Here is a 22,451-nt window from a genome sequence, read left to right as displayed (position 1 = left end):
ATAAAGAGATTCTAGACAAGCTTTTGAGCTATTCAGAAGACTTGAAACACCACTATAATCTCTATCAACTCTTGCTTTTTCACTTCCAGAATAAAGAAGCTGACAAATTTTTCGGACTTATTGAGGAAAATCTAAAGCAGGTTCATCCTCTTTTTCAGACTGTCTTGAAAACCTTCCTCAAGGTTAAAGAAAAGATTGTCAACGCCCTTCAATTACCTTATTCCAACGCCAAATTGGAAGCAACCAATAATCTCATTAAACTCATCAAACGAAATGCTTTTGGTTTTAGGAACTTTGATAACTTTAAGAAACGAATTTTCATCGCTCTGAATATAAAAATGGAGAGGACAATCGTTGTCCTCTCCAGATGTTAGCTTTTATTCAACCGACTTCAGTTGACAGAGAGCCAAAACCTTTAAGTAGCCGGTTGACCAAAAGTAGAACAGATACGAAAAAAAAACCTTGAACCCAAGGCTTTTTCCTGTTGTATTAGATGCCCCCTACAGGGATCGAACCTGTGACCCACGGATTAAGAGTCCGCTGCTCTGCCAGCTGAGCTAAGGAGGCAAACAAAAAAGCTGTATTGGTGCCGAAACTTCACGGTTTGTATTGAACCCGCGCAATTAAGCAGGTGGGCAACTCGCTCTAACTGAAGCTGTTTCCGTGTGAGACGGCCTACATGCTGTTAGAAGACTTTTGTTTCCCTAATAATACAAAAAATAGTCGGTCAACACTTAAGTGTGAGGTCGTACACCACAGCGTTTCTATGTTTATATAATACCACTTTTTCAAAAAAAATCAAGGGGTAAATGTAATTATTTGGAAAGGATTTCACAAATTTCGTAATTTATCAATGGTTTCCTTGCGTTGAGCGAGGGCCCGTTCGTATTTCCCAGTATCTTCTGGTGAGAAATAGCTATGGTTGCGGATTTTTTCTGGCAAATAATCTTGCTTGACCCAGTGGCCAGGATAACTATGTGGATAGAGGTAGTTTTGGGCATTGCCCAGTTCCTTGCTTCCGCTATAGTGACCATCACGAAGGTGTCTTGGAATCGGTAGATGACCTGATGTTTTAAGGTCAGCCAGAGCCTTATCCATAGCCACATAGGCTGTGTTTGACTTGGGCGAGAGTGCCAAATCAATGACGACATTGGCTATGAGAATGCGAGCTTCTGGAAATCCAATTCTCTGTGCAGCATCCAAGGCAGTCACGGTATGGATTTGAGCATCGGGATTGGCTAAGCCAATATCTTCATAGGCAATCACAGTCAAGCGACGAGCTAGGCTTGGTAGATCCCCAGCTTCGATCAAGCGAGCAGCATAGTGGAGACTAGCATCCACATCTGAACCACGGATGGATTTCTGGAGAGCAGAGAGAACATCATAGTGTCCATCCCCATCCTTGTCCATGGTAATATAGCTCCGCTGCAGACTATTTTCCATAATATCGAGCGTGATATGGCGGATGCCTTCGTCATTTGCCGGAGTAGAAAGAACTGCCAAATCCAGCGAGTTGAAGGCAGAACGAAGATCTCCATTTGTAGATGTTGCGATAAAATCAAGGGCATCATTATCTAACTCAACAGGGAAATCAAAGCCACGTTCAGGATCAGTGAGGGCGATTTGAATGGCCTCTTTGACATCTTGGTTAGACAAGGGTTCCAATTCAAAAATCTGAACACGACTACGGATGGCTGGAGTGACAGAAAAGAAAGGATTTTCAGTTGTCGCCCCAATCATGATAACCAATCCACTTTCTAAGAGAGGCAAGAGGAAGTCTTGTTTAGTCTTGTCGAGACGATGAATCTCGTCTAGTAGTAGTACAAGTCCACCTGAGAATTTAGCTTCTTCAGCAATTTCTTGGAGACGTTTTTTGCTATCAACTGTGGCATTAAAGGTTCGAAAGGCATACTTGGTCGTTCCAGCGATGGCCGAAGCGATACTGGTTTTTCCGATGCCCGGAGGTCCATAGAGAATCATGGATGACAGGCGGTTAGCCTCCACCATGCGACGGATGATTTTACCTGGGCCGACCAGATGCTCCTGACCTATGACTTGGTCGATGGTTTTGGGGCGCATACGAAGCGCGAGATTGTCTGGCATAGCAGTCCTTTCTAACATGGATTTTCTGATACTAATGTGGTAATATGGTAGTATCTATTTTAGCATATTTCCGAGTATTCGGGGCGATTAAAGAGTTGTATAGAAAGAGGACAAGATGGCAACATACGGATTTTTAGATGTTTTACAAGAAGAGTTGGACAAGAACTTTCCTTTTGATTATGAGATTAGCTGGGACAAGCGCAATCATGCGGTAGAAGTGAGTTTTCTGCTAGAGGCGCAAAATGCCGCAGGAGTGGAGATGCTGGATGAGGACGGAGAGGTGTCGTCAGACGATATCCTTTTTGAAGAAGCGGTGCTCTTTTACAATCCTGCTAAGTCAACAGTCAATGCAGAAGACTATTTGGCAGTTATCCCTTACCTACCTAAAAAAGGTTTTTCTCGTGAATTCTTAGCCTATTTTGTCCTATTTCTTAAGGATACTGCCGAGATTGGGCTAGATGCCCTCATGGACTTTTTGGAAGACCCAGAAGCAGAAGAATTCGTCATGGAATGGAACCAAGAAGTCTTTGAAGAAGGGAAAGCAGACTTGGAAGAGGGAGAATTTTACCCTTATCCGAGATATTAGGAGTTGGTTGGAGATTTTATGAAGAAAATTGGGATTTATTTGGTTTATGTGCTAGCTGTTGTCTTTATTATGCTAGCTTTTGCCTGTGGAACAATCGCATTTGCAGAGTTGGGGTATTCCGCAGTTTTAGTCTTTACTTTTGGTTATGCTTTCGCCTTTCTAAGCATGTATTTAATCTTTATTCTTCATGAGCTGGGACATGCTTTTTGTGGCTACTTGACAGGCTATCGGCTGGTGGCTTTTGGATTAGGAAACTTTCTTTTGACTAAAAAGTCAGGCAGGTTTTATCTTAGCAGAACAGCCGTTCTCAAAAATGTTGGCGCTCAATACATTGGTTTAAAAGAGGATGAAAACGATCAAAGAATCATCCTGATGCTTTCAGGAGGCTTACTTGTCCATCTTAGCTTGATGTTATTGGCGGTATTGTTTGGATTTTTTACAAAAAGCTGGTATTTTGCTGGTACTTGGATTTTTCTTAATTTGTCTTTCTTTCTAAACAATGTTTTGCCAGTCGATATCACCGATGGAGCAAAAATAGTAGAATTGATGCGGCATCCTGAGAATGTGACTTATGCTTATGTGATGTTGAGGCATTCTGCCCAGACCTTGCTAGCTCCTCAAGAATATGATTTGAAAGATTTTGTTCAACCAGTTCCTGAGGATGCAAAAGGGAGCTTTGTTGGTAGTGTATCAGCACTACAGGGATTAGTTTTTATCATGGAGGGTAAGCTTGAGTCAGCTAAAAAGCACTTGCAAACTTTACTTGAAAATACAGATAACTCAATGATTAGAACAATTTCTCAGTTATACCTTCTTCAAGTAACCTTGCTAGAAGGAGATAATAAGAAAGCGGAAGAATATGCAAGCATTCGAGGAGTCAAATCCTTTTTATCTCTAAAAACAGCAGATATGCAGGTCATTCAAGCTTGGTATCAATTTAAGGTAAAGAAAGATGTAGTTCAAACTCACAAGGCTATGAAGATTGCTAGACAGAAAATGAATAGCAGCCGAATGCTGCGGGATGAGAAAGCCTACTACCAGCAGTGGTTAGATGAGTTGGAACAAGCCATACAGGAAGAAGAGACTCAGGTTAGCTGAGAAATAGAAAAGGGAGCTGTCCGATGCTTCAGAAATTTAAGCGGTTATTTAGTAAGAAATCCCAAGAATCTCAAGAACGTGAGTCGTTTCTTCCCCGAAATCGCTTTGCGGATCTAGATTTCGAGCGAGTATTGAAGTCAGGAACTCGTTGTTGTGTTGATGAAGATGGGCACTATGTTGAGGATGGTAAAATCACATTATTTGAATTTTCTATAGACTTTGCAGAATTTGAGTTCATAGGTGATTTCAAAATTGAGGAGGAAGATCAGTTTAAGCAACTATTAGCTCGTTTGAATAGTTTTGACAATGCCATTCAGTCCCATTTGGAAAGCGAGTTGCAACAACCTATCCCTCAGTTTGCCAAGAATCTCGGCTATACTCAGAAGAGGTGGGAGAAAACCTTTTACTTCCATCCTTGGATATTAAGTTTTGATGAAAATCCTCCTAATCTTCGCTATGTTGCAGATTATGTCAATGATGAGTTTACGGTTTATTTTGCTAAAAAACATGGCAGATGGCAGGCGTACTGGGATGCAGAGTGCCAAAAGGAAATAGCAGAAGGCTAGTTCGGTCTTTTACAGACTCTAGTTGTTATCATAGGAAAGAGTAAACATCATGGAATTCTTGAATAAAAAGTTCGATTTCACAGGCTGCAAAATTGCTCTATTTTGTGGAGATAAGCTACTGACCATCTTGCGTGATGACAAGGAAAATATACCTTGGCCCAATATGTGGGAGTTGCCAGGTGGAGGTCGTGAAGGGGACGAAAGCCCTTTTGAGTGCGCAGCGCGTGAAGTTTATGAAGAAGTGGGAATTCATTTAAATGAGGGTTGCCTGCTCTGGAGCAAGGTTTATCCCAGTATGCTCTTTGAAGGTCGGCAGTCTGTCTTTATGGTCGGTCAGATCAGTCAAGAACAATTTGACAAGATTAACTTTGGAGATGAAGGACAGGCTTATAAGCTGATGCCTGTTGAGGAATTTTTACATTCTAAACAGACAGTGCCTCAGCTCCAGGGGAGATTGAGGGATTATTTGGAGGAAAGTTTATGATAAGACTTGAGAGAGCAGGAGCAGAGGATTTAGAAACGATTATTGCCATTCAAAGAGCTAGTTTTAAAGCAGTTTATGACAAATATCAAGATGAATACGATCCTTATCTGGAGGACCGTGAACGAATTAAGTGGAAACTAGTCGAGCGTCCCAATAGCTATTACTACTTTGTAAAAGAAGATGAAGAAAAGATTGGTTTTTTACGAATTCAGACTAATGAAGAGTTAACGAAAGCTTGGTTGGGAACAGCAGCGATTTTGCCTCTGTATCAGGGAAAAGGTTATGGCTCTGAGGGATTGCGCTTGCTAGAAGAGGAATTTCCAACCATCACACAGTGGGATTTGTGTACGGTATTACAGGATGCAGGCATGGTCGCCTTCTACGAGAAGAATGGCTACCAACAAACCCATATCGAACCTGAAAAAGAAGGCATGGATATGGTCTACATGAAAAAATTGATAGAGAAATAGAAAGGATGGTTCGGTTAAATTTCTAAACTGAACCCGCCCTAAATACGGTGCCAAAAAGATAAACTTCTCTTAGACACAAGCGTCTTCAGAGAGTTTCCTATTTTGGCTTTGTGTTTTAAGGGCTTGGTATCTTAATGATGGAAACATGGCAAGAGTTAAAAGTTACAGTGAAGCGTGAAGGTGAGGAGCTAGTCTCTAATCTCTTGATTGAACTAGGCGCCCAGGGAGTCGCAATCGAAGACAGCATGGACTATGTGGGAAATGTGGACCGCTTCGGTGAAATTTTCCCAGAGGTTGAGCAACAGGAAGAAATCATAGTGACGGCCTACTACCCAGACACGGTTGATGTAGCAGCGGTTGAAGCGGATTTGCAGGCGCGTCTGGCAGAATTGACAGACTTTATGGATCTGGGCGAAGTCAAGATTGGCACCACTGCCTTGGCTGAGGAAGACTGGGCTGACAACTGGAAGAAATACTATGAACCAGCTCGTATCACCCATGACCTAACCATCGTACCGTCATGGACAGACTATGAGGCAACTGCTGGCGAGAAGATTATCAAGCTGGATCCAGGGATGGCCTTTGGGACAGGAACCCACCCGACCACCAAGATGAGTCTTTTTGCTTTGGAGCAGGTTCTTCGTGGTGGGGAAACGGTGCTAGATGTAGGGACTGGTTCAGGGGTCCTTTCCATTGCTAGCTCACTTCTTGGCGCTAAGGAAATCTTTGCCTATGACCTAGATGACGTGGCGGTTCGCGTCGCTCAGGAAAATATTGAGCTCAACCCTGGTATGGAAAACATCCATGTAGTCCCGGGCGATTTGCTCAAGGGTGTGGAGATTGAAGCTGACGTCATCGTGGCCAATATTTTGGCGGATATCCTCATTCATCTGACAGATGATGCTTATCGTTTGGTTAAGGATGAAGGCTACCTCATCATGAGTGGTATAATTAAGGACAAGTGGGACATGGTGCGTGAGTCGGCTGAGTCAGCTGGATTTTTCCTTGAAACCCACATGATCCAAGGGGAATGGAATGCCTGTGTCTTCAAGAAGACCAAGGATATCTCTGGTGTGATTGGAGGCTAGCATGCAGCAGTATTTTGTAAAAGGATTGGCTAGCTCACCAGTCACTATCGAGGACAAAGAGACCAGCAAGCACATGTTTCAGGTCATGCGCTTAAAAGAAGAGGAAGAGGTTACCTTGGTCTTCGATGATGGCATCAAGCGCTTGGCGCGCGTGGTAAATGTAGAAGCCCGTCGGTTGGAGTTGGTCGAGGAATTAGCAGACAATGTGGAACTGCCAGTCCAAGTGACCATCGCATCAGGTTTTCCCAAGGGGGACAAGCTGGAGTTTATCACTCAAAAGGTGACGGAACTAGGTGCCAGTCAGATTTGGGCCTTCCCTGCCGACTGGTCCGTTGCCAAATGGGATGGCAAGAAGTTGGGTAAAAAAGTCGAAAAACTAGAAAAAATCGCCCTTGGAGCAGCCGAGCAAAGCAAGCGCAACTTTGTCCCAAGTATTACGCTTTTTGAGAAAAAGGCAGACTTTCTAGCACAACTGAGCCAGTTTGACCGCATCGTGGTGGCTTATGAAGAGTCGGCTAAAGAAGGAGAATCAGCCGCACTTATACAAGCAGTTGCTGGACTGGAAAAAGGAGCTAAATTGCTCTTTATCTTTGGTCCAGAAGGTGGTCTCTCACCTGCAGAAATTGAGTCTTTTGAAGCTAAAGGAGCAGTCTTGGCAGGTCTTGGTCCTCGTATTTTGCGAGCAGAAACAGCACCGCTTTATGCCCTGTCAGCCCTTAGTGTTTTATTAGAATTAGAGAAATAAGAGGAAAAAGATGGAACAAAAACACCGTTCAGAATTTCCTGAAAAGGAACTTTGGGATTTGACAGCCCTATATCAAGACCGTGAGGACTTCTTGCGTGCGATAGAAAAGGCGCGTGAAGACATCAATCAATTCAGCCGTGACTACAGGGGGAATCTTCACACTTTTGAAGATTTCGAGAAGGCCTTTGCAGAATTGGAGCAAATCTACATTCAGATGAGTCATATCGGTAATTACGCCTTTATGCCTCAGACGACAGACTATGGTAATGAAGATTTTGCTAATATCGCCCAAGCTGGAATGGACTTTGAGACAGATGCCAGTGTCGCCTTAACCTTCTTTGATGATGCCTTAGTGGCTGCAGATGAGGAAGTCTTGGACCGTTTGGGTAACTTACCACATTTGACGGCAGCGATTCGTCAAGCTAAGATCAAAAAAGCCCACTATCTTGGGGCGGATGTGGAAAAGACCTTGACCAATCTGGGTGAAGTTTTCTACAGTCCACAGGATATCTATACTAAAATGCGAGCGGGCGACTTTGAAATGGCTGACTTTGAAGCCCATGGGAAGACTTATAAAAACAGTTTTGTGACCTATGAGAACTTTTACCAAAACCATGAAGATGCTGAAGTCCGTGAGAAATCCTTCCGTTCCTTCTCAGAAGGACTACGTAAGCACCAAAATACAGCTGCGGCAGCTTATCTAGCCCAAGTCAAGTCTGAAAAACTCTTGGCTGATATGAAGGGATATGACTCAGTATTTGACTATCTTCTGGCTGAACAAGAAGTAGACCGTGCTATGTTTGACCGCCAGATTGACCTCATCATGAAGGACTTTGCGCCAGTTGCTCAGCGATATCTCAAGCATGTGGCTAAGGTCAATGGTCTTGAGAAGATGACCTTTGCTGATTGGAAATTGGATTTGGATAGTGCGTTGAATCCAGAGGTTAGCATTGATGATGCCTATGATTTGGTCATGAAGTCGGTAGAACCTTTGGGTCAAGAATACAGTCAAGAAGTTGCTCGCTATCAAGAAGAACGCTGGGTGGACTTTGCTGCCAATAGTGGCAAGGATTCTGGTGGCTATGCAGCTGATCCATACCGTGTGCATCCTTATGTTCTCATGAGCTGGACAGGTCGTTTGAGCGATGTTTATACCTTGATTCATGAAATCGGGCATTCTGGTCAATTCATCTTTTCTGACAATCACCAAAGCTATTTTAATGCCCACATGTCGACCTACTATGTCGAAGCACCGTCAACCTTCAATGAATTGCTTCTCAGCGATTACTTGGAACACCAGTCTGATGATCCACGTCAGAAACGCTTCGCTCTTGCCCACCGCTTGACAGATACCTATTTCCATAACTTCATCACCCACCTCTTGGAAGCAGCCTTCCAGCGTAAGGTGTATACACTGATTGAAGAAGGAGAAACCTTTGGGGCAAGCAAACTCAACAGTATTATGAAGGAAGTCTTGACTGACTTCTGGGGAGATGCTATTGAAATTGATGATGATGCAGCACTGACTTGGATGCGCCAAGCTCACTATTACATGGGCTTGTATAGTTATACCTATTCAGCAGGACTTGTCATCTCGACTGCTGGTTACCTTCATCTTAAAAACTCTGAGAATGGAGCTAGAGACTGGCTCAATCTCCTCAAATCAGGTGGTAGCAAGACACCACTTGAGTCAGCCATGATTATCGGAGCCGATATTTCAACAGATAAACCACTCCGTGATACCATTCAATTCTTGTCAGACACGATTGACCAAATTATCAACTACAGTGCCCAGTTGGGAGAATAAAATCATAAAAGTGCAACAATAGAGTTATATTGTTGAGATTTTAGAATGACATTTATTTCATAAAGTTTACTGAAGACTTTGTCTTCAGAATGTGCGTTATTATAGATCTATCGGTTGGATTTTATATCTTGTCGTGGGCGATTAGACTAGGGAAAATACTTAGAAAAGGACGGGGATGCTAGTGCGTGTGAATAAAAAACTTAGCTTGCTTATCATTGGAATTGCTATGCCGATTTTGTTTATGATTTGGAAATTCAGTCAACCTGTTCTTCCAAAAACTTATCAGGAGGCTGTTCAGTATACTAAAGCAATCAATATGAAAGAAATGCGCTCCAAACTTGCAAATGGCGACGAGTTTGTCGTCTACATTGGAAGAGAATCCTGTCCTTACTGTCAAAAGTTTGTGCCCAATTTGGCTCTAGCGATTCAAAAAAGTCACCAGACGGTCTATTATTTGGATAGTGCTTCTGATGAAAAGGATGAGATTACAGCCTTTGCAAAAGAAATGGATATCCAAACGGTTCCGAATCTTTCAGTCTATCAAAATGGTAGTAAATCACGCTATTTAGAGCAGGGGAGTACTGCTAGTCTTGAAGAAATACTGTCATTTTTAAAGAATGAATAGTTCTGAAGAATTCTTATAAATGATAAAAAATGACTCCGAAAATTGGAATCGTAGAGATGAAAAAAGAGGTTGGATTTTTTTCCAACCTCACTTTCTTAATCTTAATGGAATTGCATACCACCATCAACGATAATGGTTTGACCTGTAATGTAGTTTGAATCTGGTCCAGCAAGGAAGCTAACTGCTGCAGCTACATCTTCTGGTTCAGATAGGCGTTTCAATGTAATATCTTTTGCGAATGTTTGCATACCCCACTCGTCGTCTTTTCCTGCATTTTTTCCAACTTCATGAGCGATATCATACATCATTGGTGTTTTAACGATACCTGGAGCATAGGCGTTGACAGTGATACCTGACTCTGCTAAATCACGCGCCAATGTTTGAGTAATACCACGAACAGCGAATTTTGTACCGCCGTAAACAGTCAAGTTTGGATTTCCGACAACACCTGCTTGAGAAGTAGCATTGATGATTTTACCACCGTGACCAAGTGCTTTGAACTGAGCTTGAGCAGCTTGTGCTCCCCAAATCACACCACCGACGTTAATAGCAAATGTGCGAGCGAATTGTTCCTCTGTAATTGTATCCAGAGGTGTAGTAGGAGCGACACCAGCATTGTTTACAACAACGTTCAAGTCTCCGAAATGATCGACAACTTTTTGGAAAGCTGCAGCAACTTCTGCTTGTTTAGACACATCAGCTACAACAGCAAAAGCTTTATCTGCTGACAATTCAGCAACTGCTTTCTCAGCTGTTTCAGCGTTGTAGTCTAAAACTCCAACCTTAAAACCATCTTGAACTAAGCGTTTTGCGATTGCAAAACCGATCCCTTGACCTGCACCTGTAACGATAGCTACTTTAGACATATGATTCCTCCTCGGTATCTGTGATACCATTCAAACGTTCATAAAAGAACAGCAAAAGGTTTATAAGTGAGTCGTGATAGGTTTCTAAAAGAAGTCCTATCACGTTTTAGTATACACCTTTGTGAAATTTGTGTCAAACAAATACTTGGTTTTTGGAAAAAATTAACCCTCTAAGAGTGAAAAAAAATCTGAGACTAACATATTTATCTCTTATAATGAAGATAGCTAGAAAAGAATGTTGTATAATAGATGTGTATGATTGGAGGTAGGCAGATGTATCCAGAATTGAAAAGAAAAGTAGTAGAAGAAGAACCGAGTTATCGTCAAGAAGAAATCCTGTGGTTGCTTGAGCACTTAGGGGATACTAGTCCAGAGATTCGCGATGAATTGGTTTTTACTAGTCTGGCTAGAGGGATTCAAGAAGAGTTATTTACCAAGGAGCAATTTCAGTTGATCGCTGATGTGATTGTTTCTGATGGTGGACTAGATAAAGAGCTTGATAAGATCGGAGTTCTCACGCTTGAACGTTCTTTTAGGGCACTTATTTATGCCTATCTCTTATCTGCTGATGGCAATCAACACTCTCTTTTTTATCGAGAGCTAAAAACTGATATCAGAAATACGTTGCTCGATCAAGGGTTGCATTACCTTGAAAAAGAAGAGGATACGACAGGTTTTTCAAGTCAATATGGTTGGGTGCATGCTTTTGCTCATGGGGCTGATCTTTTGACTGAAGTTGTTTGTCATCCAGACTTTTCTAAAAATAGAGTTCATGAAGTATTTGACATACTTGGCCAACTATTTAAAAGAATTACGATTCGGTTTATAGATGATGAGGACTGGCGCTTGGCCAGAGTCCTTTACGAACCTATTTTGCAAGGAAAGGTGGAGCAAGCGACACTGGCTTCTTGGATAAAATCACTTGATTTCCCGATAGAAGAGAGGGAAGATTTTTATAAATTTTCCAATTTCAGATCCTGTCTCTTAGAAGTCTATGTTCAACTTGACCAGAGAAATAGTTTACAAGATGACTTGAAAGAAGCTATTCAATCTTTCCAATATTAGATTTTGATTATCAAATGTGAAAACTTGCACAAAAGTTCCAAGCACATTTCTTGAAACCCTTTCCTTCTTCTGATAGACTAATACATAGTTTGAAAAAAGGAGACTAAAAATGAAAAAATTTGTTGCTGAATTAATCGGTACTTTTATGCTTGTGTTCATCGGAACAGGAGCTGTTGTTTTTGGAAATGGTGTTGAAGGACTTGGACACCTTGGAATTGCTCTTGCTTTTGGTTTGGCAATCGTAGTCGCAGCCTTCTCAATCGGAACTGTTTCAGGTGCTCACTTGAACCCAGCTGTTTCTATCGCTATGTTTGTAAACAAACGTTTGTCATCTTCAGAGCTTGTAAACTACATCCTTGGTCAAGTGGTTGGTGCTTTCCTTGCGTCAGGATCTGTATTCTTCCTCTTGGCAAATTCAGGTATGTCAACTGCAAGTCTTGGTGAAAATGCCTTGGCAAATGGTGTAACTGTCTTTGGTGGTTTCTTGTTTGAAACAATTGCAACTTTCTTGTTTGTTTTGGTCATCATGACTGTAACTTCAGCAAGTAAAGGTAATGGCGCAATCGCTGGTTTGGTCATTGGTTTGTCATTGACAGCTTTGATTCTAGCTGGCTTGAACATCACTGGACTTTCAGTAAACCCAGCTCGTAGCTTGGCTCCTGCTGTCTTGGTAGGTGGCGCAGCCCTTCAACAAGTTTGGATTTTCATCCTTGCACCAATCGTTGGTGGAGTTCTTGCAGCTCTTGTAGCTAAAAACTTCCTTGGAACTGAAGAATAATTGAAACTCAAAAAGCCTTGCTCCTCATGATGAGGAACAGGGCTTTTTCGTATCTGTTTATACTCAATGAAAATCAAAGAGCAAACTAGCCGCAGGTTGCTTAAAGCACTGCTTTGAGGTTGTAGATGAAACTGACGAAGTCAGCTCAAAACACTGTTTTGAGGTTGTGGATAGAACTGACGAAGTCAGTAACCATACCTACAGCAAGGCGACGTTGACGCGGTTTGAAGAGATTTTCGAAGAGTATTAGCGGTTGTCAATTTTCTCTGGATAAAGGTCGTGTTGGAAGAGCCGCTGTTCTGCCAAGCCTTCATACTTGGTTCCAGGTCTACCGTAGTTGTAGTAAGGGTCAATTGAAATGCCACCGCGCGGAGTGAATTTTCCCCAGACTTCTAAATAGCGAGGGTCTAGCAAGTTGACCAAGTCTTTTCCGATGGTGTTGATACAGTTTTCGTGAAAATCCCCATGATTTCGGTAACTAAAGAGGTAGAGTTTAAGGGATTTTGACTCAACACAGAGCTTGTCAGGAATGTAGGAAATATAAATAGTCGCAAAGTCTGGCTGTGCAGTGATTGGGCACAGTGAGGTAAATTCAGGACAGTTGAATTTGATAAAATAATCATTTTCTACATGACGATTGTCAAAGGATTCGAGGACTTCGGGTTGATAGTCAAAAATGTAGTTGGTTTCTTTATTGCCCAGTAGGCTTAGGTTTTTCATTTCTTCTTGTTGTGACATGTTTTTTTCTTTCTAATCTTAAACACCGCGTTGGTTATCGTAGAGGAGGGTATGCAGTTGAGGGAGGACGCGGACATTGCCCCAGCTATCATCAGCAGCGACGCGTTCCCAGAGTTCTTTGAGGCGGTCTAGTTGGTCTTGGACAATATTGCCTGTAGCCTTGGGCTCAGGATTTCCAGCCGATAAGAAGAGGACATCTGGTTGGTAGCGTTCTTGAATGCCTTTTGCAAAGGCTAGATCTGCATCATCAAAGACAGGGATTTTAAAGGTGACCTTGTCTGGATCCAATTGAGAAACGATAAAGTCCAAGGTCTCGAAGTTGACTTCCATCTTAGATGAAGGAGGTTTGGGACTCAGGGTGACTTGGTCGATATCTTTTAACCAATGTTGCCAGCGGGAGCCTTGGGTTTCAACGGCAAGTGTGACACCACGTTGCTTGAGCTTGGTGACCAGCTCGGCCATGTTGGCTGCTAGGATAGCAGGATTTCCCCCAGACAGGGTTACATAGTCGTAGCTTCCTAGTTTGTCTAATTCAGCAATGACTTCATCAGCTGTCATGCGAGTAGGCTTCTCAGAACCATCCCAAGTAAAGGCAGAATCGCACCAGTCGCAGTGGTAGTCGCAACCTGCAGTGCGGACAAACATGGTTTTCTGGCCGATAGCACGACCTTCACCTTGAAATGTTGGGCCAAAAATTTCTAGAACTGGTAATTTAAGTACACGTTCCCTAGTCATCTAACCACTCCCGTCTAAACTCCGCAAAGGCAGTCGGAGTTTCATAGAGGCGAACGTATTCCAAACGAAGACCGCGTTCATCTGGCAACTCTTGGCTCATAGTTTGGAAAATCCAGTAAACCATATTTTCAGCAGTCGTATTCATGTAGGGCAGGGTTTCATTGAGATAGCGATGATCCAAGTGGGGTTCTAAGTAGTCCTTGTAGATTTGTTTGATATCCCCAAAATCGTAGGTCATGCCACGTTCATCTAAGAATCCACTGACAGCGATTTGCAGATGATAGGTATGGCCATGCAGGGATTTGCATTTTCCCTCATAGTGAAAGAGGTGGTGGGCAGCATCAAAGGTAAATTCTTTTGAAACTAAGGTTCTGTGAGGATTGTAGACAAGGGACTCCCCAGTTTCTTGTTTGATTTCTTTGGGAGCAAAAAACATCAGGCCTCTCCTTTCTGAGAGAGATAAACCTCTAAACCGTGTTGGCGTAGATGGCAGGCAGGACAGTCTCCACAACCAGTACCAATAATGCCATTATAGCAGGTCAAGGTCTTCTCACGAACATAGTCAAAGGCACCGAGTTGGTCGGCTAATTCCCAAGTTTCTGCCTTGTCTAGCCACATGAGAGGCGTTTGGATTACAAAGTCGTAATCCATAGCAAGGTTGAGGGTCACATTAAGCGATTTGACAAAGACATCCCGACAGTCAGGATAGCCTGAGAAGTCTGTTTCGCACACTCCTGTCACGATATCTTTAATGCCTCGTTGCTTGGCAAGAACTGCAGCAAAGGACAAAAAGAGATGATTGCGACCATCGACGAAGGTATTAGGCACCTCTCCTTCTTTTTGCTCAATTTCTAAATCGGAAGTCAAGGCATTTTCAGTAATTTGTCCTAGTAGAGACATATCTAGGATATGATGACGAATTCCTTGTTCCTCAGCGATTTCTTTAGCCACTTGAATTTCGAGATGGTGGCGTTGGCCATAGGCAAAGGTAACGGCTTCGACCTTTTCATAGTGTTGCTTGGCCCAGAAAAGGCAGGTTGTTGAATCTTGACCACCACTAAAGACGACCAAGGCTGATTGACGTTTCATAGTACTCCTTCCAAAATGGGAAATGTTCAGAGCACGCAAAAAGCTCCCTAGAGGGAGCTAAAAAATACCAAGTAGAGGTTTTTTTTAGCGATGGCATGTCCCAAACATCGTAATATTCTAGTTACAGTCTAGCATATTTTTTGAAAAATGACAAAGGGTAAGAAAAAAGAGACCAACTGAATGCACTTGGTCTCTCCTTTGATTAGCTTAATTCAGCAACGATAGCTTTGATTTGTTCTGCAGTGTGGACACCTGCAACTTGTTTAACAACTTGTCCATCTTTCTTGAAGAGAAGAGTAGGGATAGACATGATACCAAATGCACGAGCTGTATTCGGATTTTCGTCAACGTCCATTTTAACGATCTTCAAGACATCTTCTGAAAGTTCTTCAGACAATTTGTCCAAGATTGGACCTTGCATACGACATGGACCACACCAAGTTGCCCAGAAGTCTACCAAGACCAATCCGTCTTTAGTTTCTTGTTCGAATGTTGCATCTGTAATTGCTTTTGCCATAGTATTTCTCCTTTTTAGTTATATTGGCTTAAATCTTGTTTCATGAGATAGAAGAAGACATCTCCGTAAGTCCCATGGTAGTCCAAATCATGCCCCTTGTAGGTTACTTTTTGGACGGGGTAATAGTCTGCGACACCGATCAAGCAGGCCTGTTGAGAACGTTCAAATTCTTCGTATGACTCGAAGGTCATGGTTCTCTCTTGCTTGCTGGCATCAAGATAGGTGATTTCAATCATAGGATTCTCCTTTGCTAAATCATGTTTTCATTTTACTCCTTGAAAAAAGGAATGTCAAGAAAAATGATTGCGCACGCAAGTTTTTTTAAAAAAATATGTTAGGCCAACCAGTTTGATTTTGTTGCTAAGCTTTCTTCAACAGCTGTTTGTAAATAAGCCAAGGTAGTCTGTCCTTCGCTTGTCAGGCAGATAAAACTAGCTCGCTTGTCCTGGTCGCAGCATCTCCGACTAAGTAAACCGCAGTTTTTTGCTTCTAAGCGAGCCACCATCCGTGAAACAGCACTAGGACTCAGGTGGAGTTTGTCTGGCAAGTCGATTTGTCGTAGGGATTTGCCTTCAGCCTGATTTAGAAAGTGCAAGAGGTAAAATTCCTTGAGTGTCAAGGTTTGTTCACTCTGCTCAGCGATGGTCTCTTCTAAAATAGCTTCTAGCTCTACTTGCCTACGGTTGAAGTCAAACCATTTTTCTAAGTAAGTCATGTCCATCTCCTTTCCCTCTATAATAGTGTAATCATACTAGTGCATCTATGATGCTTGCGCACGCAATTAGTATACACCTTTTTGGTTTGGATAGCAAGAAGGATGTTTCTTATATATTTCCTTGAAATTTTCTGAAAAAAGAGTAAACTGGTATGCAGAAAGTCTATTTGTGGAGTTTACGATGAAGTTATATGTTCAGTTAATGATTCTCTTTGTGATTTCTTTAATCGGTGAAGGAATCTCCAGTTTTTTTCATTTGCCGATCCCTGGAAGTATCATCGGCTTGATTATTCTGTTTCTAGCCTTGCAGTTCAAGTGGCTGCGTATCCGCCATGTCAATATGGTGGGGAACTTTTTGCTAGCCAACATGACCATTCTTTTTCTCCCTCCTGCGGTTGGAATTATGGAAAAGTTTGATGTGATTGCTCCCTATCTTCTGCCGATTGTCTTGATTGTCTTTTTTGCGGCGGTGATTAATATTATCCTGATTGCGCTTGTGGTTCAATTTATCAAAAAGCGCTATGAAGGTGACTATGAAGAAAGAGGTGCCAAATGAGCGAATTTGTATCCAATCCCCTATTTGGGATTGCTTTATCAATCTTAGCCTATCTTGGGGGAATGATGATTTTTAGACGCTATCCTCATCCCTTAACGACTCCCTTGTTGCTGTCAGCTATTTTTATTATCATCTTTCTAAAGGTAACTGGCATTTCCTACCAAGATTACTACCAAGGTGGGGTTTATCTTAATAACTTGATTGTTCCTTCAACAGTGGCTCTAGGAATTCCCCTCTATAAGAGTTTCCACTTGATGAAGCATCATGTTAGGAGTATTTTGCTGGGTAGCTTCCTAGCTGTCATCGTCAATACCACTTTTACAGCCCTAGTCGCAAAAATCTTTGACATGGACTTTTTCCTAGCTATTTCTCTCTTTCCTAAGTCAGTAACGACTGCTATGGCAGTAGGGATTACAGAAAAGTTGCAGGGCTTGACAACTGTGACCCTAGTAGTTGTTGTAGCGACTGGTATTTTGACCAGTGTTATCGGACCAACACTTCTAAAATGGCTAAAAATAGACGATCCAGTAGCTGCTGGATTAGCCCTGGGAGGAACAGGGCACGCCGTTGGAACTGGAACGGCCTTTCGCTATGGACCAGTTGCAGGTGCTATGGGAGGACTAGCCATCGGTGTTACAGGTATTCTCTACGTATTTGTCAGTCCGATCGTAGCCAATTTGATCTTGAGTTAACGCAAAAACCCAGCTCTAGTAGCTGGGCATTTTATTTGAAAAAAACAGTAAAAAAAGCGCAAAAAATCGACCTTCAGGAATTCCTCCTTCTCAAATCATCTCTTTTGTCATGAGTTGTGTGATCATCCTTCGATATCAAGAAATGCAAATCTTCTGAACTATAATGCCAAGAAACAAGGCCTACCAACAGATCCAACCTATGTGAAATTTATCTAAGCTTGGTTCCGAGTGCTTGTGCTTGTTCCTTATAGAGGTTGCAGTCAATATGGTGGAAATTTAGACCATTTAATGCATTCTAGAGAGTCCGATTTGTCATCAAAATAACATTTTTTTCTTAGTTCATGTCATGGATTTGTAATGAAAATGTACTTTCTTTGTAAAAATCAAAATGCTATAATTCTCTAAACAATTTTCCTTGAACAGGGAGGTTATTATGAAAAAATATAGATTGTTTAAGAATCCTTTCTTGGCGCGTCTGCTTGGATTGCTGATGGTATTTCTCTTCCTATCAGCATTCACCGCACCTGAAAAACCAGACTATGGTATCTACGATCCAAATCATTATTTGACAGAGGACACTATCACACAAATTCGTGATTTGAATGAAGCCAATAGTAAAAAGGCAGAAAAGCTTCAAGTGGGTGTCTATATCGTAGATAGTCTTGAAGGAGAAAGCATTGAAACGGTCGCTAATGAGACGGCTAGAGCCTGGAAGGTAGGTTATTCAGGAGATAATTTTGGAAGTTTGATTGTGGTAGCTGTTCAAGATCGTAAATCAAGAATTGAAACCAGTAATAATACCGCAATTAGAATAACGGACTACCAAACCAAGCAATTGTTGGCAGCCAGTCGTACGGACTTTAAAAATGGAGACTATAGTAAGGGGATTCTGGCAATTGCCAAAGGTTTGGATAATCAGTTTTATAAGGGAACTGGAACCTTTTCATCTGATGATACGTCATTTGCAGATGCTTCTGCAAAAATCAGACGTTACTCCGATAGCATCAGTGGTAAAAAATCCAGTCGAAATAGAAGTAGTTCCTCAAATGACCGTCAAAACAGTGAACCTATGGACAATATGTTTGGGGTCGGGATCATTATTTATTTCATCGTCATCTTTATTGCCATTATCAGAGGAGGTGGAAGTTCTCGTAACGATGACTCGTCTAGTGGTGGCTGGTGGATCAGTGACTCATCCGATTCGGACTCGTCTTGGTCAGACTCAGGTTCAGATTCTTCTGGTGGCTGGGACGGCGGGGGCTTTGATGGTGGAGGTTCATCTGATGATTGGTAATGTCAGTATAAAATTTAAAGAAATGAGTAGGTTTAGATATGAAAAATAAAGGAATCATTTATGTATTGAGCATTTTGCTAGCAATTATCTTGCTGGGAGGTTGCTCGGTCGTAGGTACTTATAACGGTCTTGTCTCCGAACAGACCAAGGTAGAACAAGCTCAAGCAAATGTAGCGACAGCCCTTCAACGTCGTTCAGACTTGATTGGAAATCTGGTAGAGTCTGTAAAGGGACAAATGAACCATGAGACAGAAGTCTTTACCCAGATTGCAGAAGCACGTGCAAAAATTGGGAATGGCTCTGTTACTTCAAAGGAAAACCAAGAGGCTCAAGGTGAGTTGAGTTCAGCTATTTCACGCCTGCTTGTGTTGACGGAGAACTATCCTGAGCTTAAGAGCAATCAAAATGTGGAACAACTCATGACGGAGTTAGCTGGAAGCGAAAATCGTATTTTTGTAGCCCGCAAGGATTACAACCAGGCAGCAACTGACTACAATCAAAAATTAAGAAGCTTCCCAACTGTTCTCTTTGCTAATATGATGAACTTTAAAGAAGCAGAAACCTTCAAAGAAAGCGAAGAAGCCAAGACGGCTCCAAAGGTTGATTTTAGTACTTCTACATCAAAACAGTAGACTGGCCGTTTATTTTTAAGAATTACAAGATCTGGAAACTACTTTCCAGGTCTTTTTGCTATAATAAAAATAGGAAACAGTTCTGGAGGTGAGGAGATGGAGAAGTTGCTACAATTGCTAGTTTTAGTGCCCTATTTTTACTTTTTTAATTGGCAAAGGAAGGTACAACCAGGAAGTAAGCACTTTTCATTCCTTTACTATTTTTACTGGATTTATTTACCTCTCCTGGCCTTGTTTAGTCTAGCTTTTACTCTTTTTTCGCTAATCTTATTTAATTTTATTTTACTAGAACCCAAGGATCTTGCTAGGTGGTTGATATGGATAGTTTTAGTCCTTTTGTCCTTACTCAATGACTGGATAGTTTATATTGGTCTAAAATTTATGAAAAAACTGAAGTTGGAAAAGAAGGAGGCTAATCTTCCTTGAGAGAACTGAGGAAATTCTTGTCTAATAACTGAAGATGATTCATTTCTTAATGCTAAGTTAAGTAGAAGTTCAAATTAGGTGAAAATGAAGCTAAGAGTAGGAATTTTTAAGGGAACTAATCTTGATGATTAGCCTTTTTTTGCCCTAAGGGAAAACGGAATATTTCTTGAAAAAATTGGGCAAATATGCTACAATAAAAAGAACATTCTAAAATATTCAGAATTTAAAGTAAGGAAAAAAATGGCAAATTTACTAAAAACAATCATCGAAAATGATAAAGGCGAACTCCGTCGCTTGGAAAAGATGGCGGACAAAGTCTTAAGATATGAAGATGAAATGGCTGCGTTAACAGACGAGCAATTGCAAGCAAAAACAGAAGAATTCAAACAACGCTATCAAAATGGTGAGACTCTTGACCAACTTTTGTATGAGGCGTTTGCTGTTGTACGCGAGGGAGCTAAGCGTGTTCTTGGTCTTTTCCCGTATAAGGTTCAGGTTATGGGGGGGATCGTTCTTCACCATGGTGACGTTCCTGAGATGCGTACAGGTGAGGGTAAAACCTTGACAGCGACTATGCCTGTATACCTCAATGCTCTTTCAGGTAAAGGGGTTCACGTAGTTACGGTCAATGAATACCTATCAGAACGTGACGCGACTGAGATGGGTGAGTTGTACTCATGGCTCGGCTTGTCAGTTGGGATCAACTTGGCAGCCAAATCTCCAATGGAGAAAAAAGAAGCTTATGAGTGTGATATCACTTATTCAACAAACTCAGAGATTGGTTTCGATTATCTTCGTGATAATATGGTCGTTCGTGCTGAAAATATGGTTCAACGTCCACTCAACTACGCCTTGGTCGATGAGGTTGACTCAATCTTGATCGACGAAGCTCGTACTCCTTTGATCGTTTCAGGAGCCAATGCAGTTGAAACCAGCCAACTCTACCATATGGCTGACCATTTTGTGAAGTCTTTGGATAAGGATGACTATATTATTGATATTCAGTCTAAGACAATTGGTCTATCTGATTCTGGTATTGACAAGGCTGAAAGCTACTTCAAACTAGAAAATCTCTACGATATCGAAAACGTAGCCTTGACTCACTTTATCGACAATGCCCTTCGTGCTAACTACATCATGATTCTTGATATTGACTATGTGGTCAGCGAAGAGCAGGAAATCTTGATTGTCGACCAATTTACCGGTCGTACCATGGAAGGTCGTCGTTATTCTGATGGTTTGCACCAAGCGATTGAAGCCAAAGAAGGTGTGCCAATCCAAGATGAAACCAAGACTTCAGCTTCTATTACCTACCAAAACCTTTTCCGTATGTATAAGAAGTTGTCAGGGATGACAGGTACTGGTAAGACAGAGGAAGAAGAATTCCGTGAAATTTACAACATTCGTGTTATTCCAATTCCAACAAACCGTCCTGTTCAACGTATTGACCACTCAGACCTTCTTTATGCAAGTATTGAGGCTAAGTTTAAGGCGGTTGTCGAAGACGTTAAGGCTCGTTACCAAAAGGGTCAACCTGTGTTGGTAGGTACTGTTGCTGTTGAAACCAGTGATTATATTTCTAAAAAATTGGTAGCTGCAGGTGTTCCTCACGAAGTATTGAATGCCAAGAACCACTACAAAGAAGCTCAAATCATCATGAATGCTGGCCAACGTGGTGCAGTTACAATCGCGACCAACATGGCCGGTCGTGGTACTGATATTAAGCTTGGTGAAGGTGTTCGTGAACTTGGCGGACTTTGTGTCATTGGTACAGAACGCCATGAAAGTCGTCGTATTGATAACCAGCTTCGTGGACGTTCAGGACGTCAAGGAGATCCAGGGGAGTCACAATTCTACCTTTCTCTTGAAGATGATTTGATGAAACGTTTCGGTTCAGAGCGCTTGAAGGGTGTCTTTGAACGTCTCAATATGTCAGACGAAGCGATCAAATCTCGTATGTTGACACGTCAGGTTGAGGCAGCACAAAAACGTGTTGAAGGAAACAACTACGACACCCGTAAACAAGTCCTTCAATACGATGATGTCATGCGTGAGCAACGTGAGATTATTTACTCACAACGTTACGATGTCATCACTGCTGATCGCGACTTGGCTCCTGAGATTCATGCAATGATTAAACGCACCATTAATCGTGTTGTTGATAATCATGCGCGTGCTAAACAGGATGAAAAACTAGAAGCTATCTTGAATTTTGCAAGATACAACTTGCTTCCAGAAGATTCAATTTCACTTTCAGACCTAGAAGGTTTGTCAGACCAAGCGATCAAAGATGAACTTTACCAACGTGCCTTGAAAGTCTACGATAGCCAAGTTGCTAAGCTTCGTGATGAGGAAGCTGTTAAAGAATTCCAAAAAGTCTTGATTCTACGTGTTGTAGACAACAAGTGGACAGACCATATCGATGCTCTTGATCAGTTGCGTAATGCTGTTGGTCTCCGTGGTTATGCTCAGAATAACCCAGTCGTTGAGTATCAAGCAGAAGGTTTCCGTATGTTTAATGATATGATTGGTTCCATTGAGTTTGATGTGACTCGTTTGATGATGAAAGCACAAATTCATGAACAAGAGCGTCCACAAGCAGAGCGTCATATCAGTACGACAGCAACTCGTAATATTGCTGCGCAACAGACTGAGCTTCCTGCAGATTTGGATCTTAGCCAAGTTAAGCGTAACGACTTATGCCCATGTGGTTCTGGTAAGAAATTTAAAAACTGTCACGGTAAACGACATTAAGAATGACTAATTTTCAGGCGGA

26 protein-coding genes and 1 tRNA gene are annotated in these 22,451 nt (G+C 41.8%); 17 read left to right on the top strand and 10 right to left on the bottom strand.

What is annotated here, in order from left to right; translation table 11 throughout:
• The coding region (locus PCY08_RS08565) for a transposase (protein WP_301560061.1) at positions 1–374 on the top strand (374 nt) is incomplete at its 5' end.
• Positions 375–494: 120 nt separating this feature from the next.
• Here PCY08_RS08565 and PCY08_RS08560 read toward each other — a convergent pair.
• Together PCY08_RS08560 and PCY08_RS08555 are read right to left on the bottom strand one after the other, a co-directional pair.
• Positions 495–567: transfer RNA gene (locus PCY08_RS08560), tRNA-Lys, on the bottom strand.
• Positions 568–831: 264 nt separating this feature from the next.
• The gene (locus tag PCY08_RS08555) at positions 832–2,103 is read right to left on the bottom strand and encodes a replication-associated recombination protein A (RefSeq protein WP_301560060.1); all 1,272 of its coding nucleotides are present in this window, start codon (positions 2,101–2,103) and stop codon (positions 832–834) included.
• Positions 2,104–2,218: 115 nt separating this feature from the next.
• Here PCY08_RS08555 and PCY08_RS08550 point away from each other — a divergent pair, with 115 nt between their 5' ends.
• The 9 genes from PCY08_RS08550 (at position 2,219) to PCY08_RS08510 (ending at position 9,572) form a co-directional block, all read left to right on the top strand.
• Positions 2,219–2,689 carry a DUF3013 family protein gene (locus PCY08_RS08550; RefSeq protein ID WP_301560059.1) on the top strand — a complete coding sequence of 157 codons (471 nt, stop codon included), beginning with the start codon at positions 2,219–2,221 and terminating at the stop codon, positions 2,687–2,689.
• 18 nt (positions 2,690–2,707) lie between these two features.
• Positions 2,708–3,787 (top strand): site-2 protease family protein, encoded by a 1,080-nt coding sequence (locus PCY08_RS08545; protein WP_301560058.1) that lies wholly within the window; start codon positions 2,708–2,710, stop codon positions 3,785–3,787.
• A 23-nt stretch (positions 3,788–3,810) separates the two neighbouring features.
• Positions 3,811–4,353 carry a hypothetical protein gene (locus PCY08_RS08540; protein ID WP_045762802.1) on the top strand — a complete coding sequence of 181 codons (543 nt, stop codon included), beginning with the start codon at positions 3,811–3,813 and terminating at the stop codon, positions 4,351–4,353.
• 49 nt (positions 4,354–4,402) lie between these two features.
• Positions 4,403–4,837 (top strand): NUDIX hydrolase, encoded by a 435-nt coding sequence (locus tag PCY08_RS08535; RefSeq protein WP_301560057.1) that lies wholly within the window; start codon positions 4,403–4,405, stop codon positions 4,835–4,837.
• Positions 4,834–5,307, top strand: a complete 474-nt coding sequence (locus PCY08_RS08530; RefSeq protein ID WP_301560056.1) for a GNAT family N-acetyltransferase — start codon at positions 4,834–4,836, stop codon at positions 5,305–5,307. Before PCY08_RS08535 ends, PCY08_RS08530 begins: the two co-directional genes overlap by 4 nt.
• 137 nt (positions 5,308–5,444) lie before the next feature.
• Positions 5,445–6,395, top strand: a complete 951-nt coding sequence (prmA, locus tag PCY08_RS08525; RefSeq protein ID WP_301560063.1) for a 50S ribosomal protein L11 methyltransferase — start codon at positions 5,445–5,447, stop codon at positions 6,393–6,395.
• 1 nt (position 6,396) lies between these two features.
• Complete coding sequence (locus tag PCY08_RS08520) at positions 6,397–7,140, top strand: 16S rRNA (uracil(1498)-N(3))-methyltransferase (protein ID WP_301560055.1); 744 nt, start codon at positions 6,397–6,399, stop codon at positions 7,138–7,140.
• A gap of 10 nt (positions 7,141–7,150) precedes the next feature.
• On the top strand, positions 7,151–8,947 hold the full coding sequence (pepF, locus tag PCY08_RS08515; RefSeq protein ID WP_301560054.1) for an oligoendopeptidase F: 1,797 nt from the start codon (positions 7,151–7,153) through the stop codon (positions 8,945–8,947).
• 187 nt (positions 8,948–9,134) lie between these two features.
• The gene (locus PCY08_RS08510; protein WP_301560053.1) at positions 9,135–9,572 is read left to right on the top strand and encodes a thioredoxin domain-containing protein; all 438 of its coding nucleotides are present in this window, start codon (positions 9,135–9,137) and stop codon (positions 9,570–9,572) included.
• Positions 9,573–9,673: 101 nt separating this feature from the next.
• On the opposite strand, the gene PCY08_RS08505 is transcribed toward PCY08_RS08510, so the two are convergent.
• The gene (locus tag PCY08_RS08505; RefSeq protein WP_000048146.1) at positions 9,674–10,438 is read right to left on the bottom strand and encodes a (S)-acetoin forming diacetyl reductase; all 765 of its coding nucleotides are present in this window, start codon (positions 10,436–10,438) and stop codon (positions 9,674–9,676) included.
• Positions 10,439–10,711: 273 nt separating this feature from the next.
• On the opposite strand from PCY08_RS08505, the gene PCY08_RS08500 reads away from it, so the two are divergent.
• Positions 10,712–11,503 (top strand): DUF2785 domain-containing protein, encoded by a 792-nt coding sequence (locus tag PCY08_RS08500; protein WP_301560052.1) that lies wholly within the window; start codon positions 10,712–10,714, stop codon positions 11,501–11,503.
• A 109-nt stretch (positions 11,504–11,612) separates the two neighbouring features.
• Positions 11,613–12,281 carry an MIP/aquaporin family protein gene (locus PCY08_RS08495; RefSeq protein WP_004250764.1) on the top strand — a complete coding sequence of 223 codons (669 nt, stop codon included), beginning with the start codon at positions 11,613–11,615 and terminating at the stop codon, positions 12,279–12,281.
• 246 nt (positions 12,282–12,527) lie between these two features.
• Here PCY08_RS08495 and queF read toward each other — a convergent pair whose 3' ends face one another.
• The 7 genes from queF to PCY08_RS08460 form a co-directional block, all read right to left on the bottom strand.
• Positions 12,528–13,019, bottom strand: coding sequence for a preQ(1) synthase (queF, locus tag PCY08_RS08490; RefSeq protein WP_000082582.1), 492 nt, complete (start codon positions 13,017–13,019; stop codon positions 12,528–12,530).
• An 18-nt stretch (positions 13,020–13,037) separates the two neighbouring features.
• Positions 13,038–13,754 carry a 7-carboxy-7-deazaguanine synthase QueE gene (gene queE, locus PCY08_RS08485; RefSeq protein ID WP_301560051.1) on the bottom strand — a complete coding sequence of 239 codons (717 nt, stop codon included), beginning with the start codon at positions 13,752–13,754 and terminating at the stop codon, positions 13,038–13,040.
• A complete protein-coding gene (queD, locus tag PCY08_RS08480; RefSeq protein ID WP_301560050.1) occupies positions 13,747–14,190 on the bottom strand; it encodes a 6-carboxytetrahydropterin synthase QueD in 444 nt (147 codons plus the stop codon). The genes queE and queD overlap by 8 nt, the downstream gene beginning before the upstream one ends.
• The gene (gene queC / locus PCY08_RS08475) at positions 14,190–14,843 is read right to left on the bottom strand and encodes a 7-cyano-7-deazaguanine synthase QueC (RefSeq protein ID WP_075228740.1); all 654 of its coding nucleotides are present in this window, start codon (positions 14,841–14,843) and stop codon (positions 14,190–14,192) included. The genes queD and queC overlap by 1 nt, the downstream gene beginning before the upstream one ends.
• A 202-nt stretch (positions 14,844–15,045) precedes the next feature.
• Positions 15,046–15,360, bottom strand: coding sequence for a thioredoxin (gene trxA / locus PCY08_RS08470; protein WP_001029581.1), 315 nt, complete (start codon positions 15,358–15,360; stop codon positions 15,046–15,048).
• Between the two features lie 14 nt (positions 15,361–15,374).
• Positions 15,375–15,596 carry a DUF4649 family protein gene (locus PCY08_RS08465; RefSeq protein WP_000570260.1) on the bottom strand — a complete coding sequence of 74 codons (222 nt, stop codon included), beginning with the start codon at positions 15,594–15,596 and terminating at the stop codon, positions 15,375–15,377.
• Positions 15,597–15,694: 98 nt separating this feature from the next.
• A complete protein-coding gene (locus PCY08_RS08460) occupies positions 15,695–16,075 on the bottom strand; it encodes a MarR family transcriptional regulator (protein WP_045762814.1) in 381 nt (126 codons plus the stop codon).
• Between the two features lie 181 nt (positions 16,076–16,256).
• Here PCY08_RS08460 and PCY08_RS08455 point away from each other — a divergent pair, with 181 nt between their 5' ends.
• The 5 genes from PCY08_RS08455 (at position 16,257) to secA (ending at position 22,429) form a co-directional block, all read left to right on the top strand.
• Complete coding sequence (locus PCY08_RS08455) at positions 16,257–16,631, top strand: CidA/LrgA family protein (RefSeq protein ID WP_000781321.1); 375 nt, start codon at positions 16,257–16,259, stop codon at positions 16,629–16,631.
• Positions 16,628–17,323, top strand: a complete 696-nt coding sequence (locus PCY08_RS08450; protein ID WP_301560049.1) for an LrgB family protein — start codon at positions 16,628–16,630, stop codon at positions 17,321–17,323. The genes PCY08_RS08455 and PCY08_RS08450 overlap by 4 nt, the downstream gene beginning before the upstream one ends.
• A gap of 433 nt (positions 17,324–17,756) precedes the next feature.
• On the top strand, positions 17,757–18,617 hold the full coding sequence (locus tag PCY08_RS08445) for a TPM domain-containing protein (RefSeq protein WP_301560048.1): 861 nt from the start codon (positions 17,757–17,759) through the stop codon (positions 18,615–18,617).
• Between the two features lie 38 nt (positions 18,618–18,655).
• Positions 18,656–19,249, top strand: coding sequence for a LemA family protein (locus PCY08_RS08440; protein ID WP_000790850.1), 594 nt, complete (start codon positions 18,656–18,658; stop codon positions 19,247–19,249).
• Between the two features lie 666 nt (positions 19,250–19,915).
• On the top strand, positions 19,916–22,429 hold the full coding sequence (gene secA / locus PCY08_RS08435; protein ID WP_301560047.1) for a preprotein translocase subunit SecA: 2,514 nt from the start codon (positions 19,916–19,918) through the stop codon (positions 22,427–22,429).
• Positions 22,430–22,451 lie beyond the last annotated feature (22 nt).

Source organism: Streptococcus sp. SO4 (genome assembly GCF_030440055.1).
GTDB classification, from domain to species: domain Bacteria; phylum Bacillota; class Bacilli; order Lactobacillales; family Streptococcaceae; genus Streptococcus; species Streptococcus nidrosiense.
The sequence above is the reverse complement of the archived record's forward strand: the minus strand, read 5'-3'. Positions and strand labels throughout refer to the sequence as shown.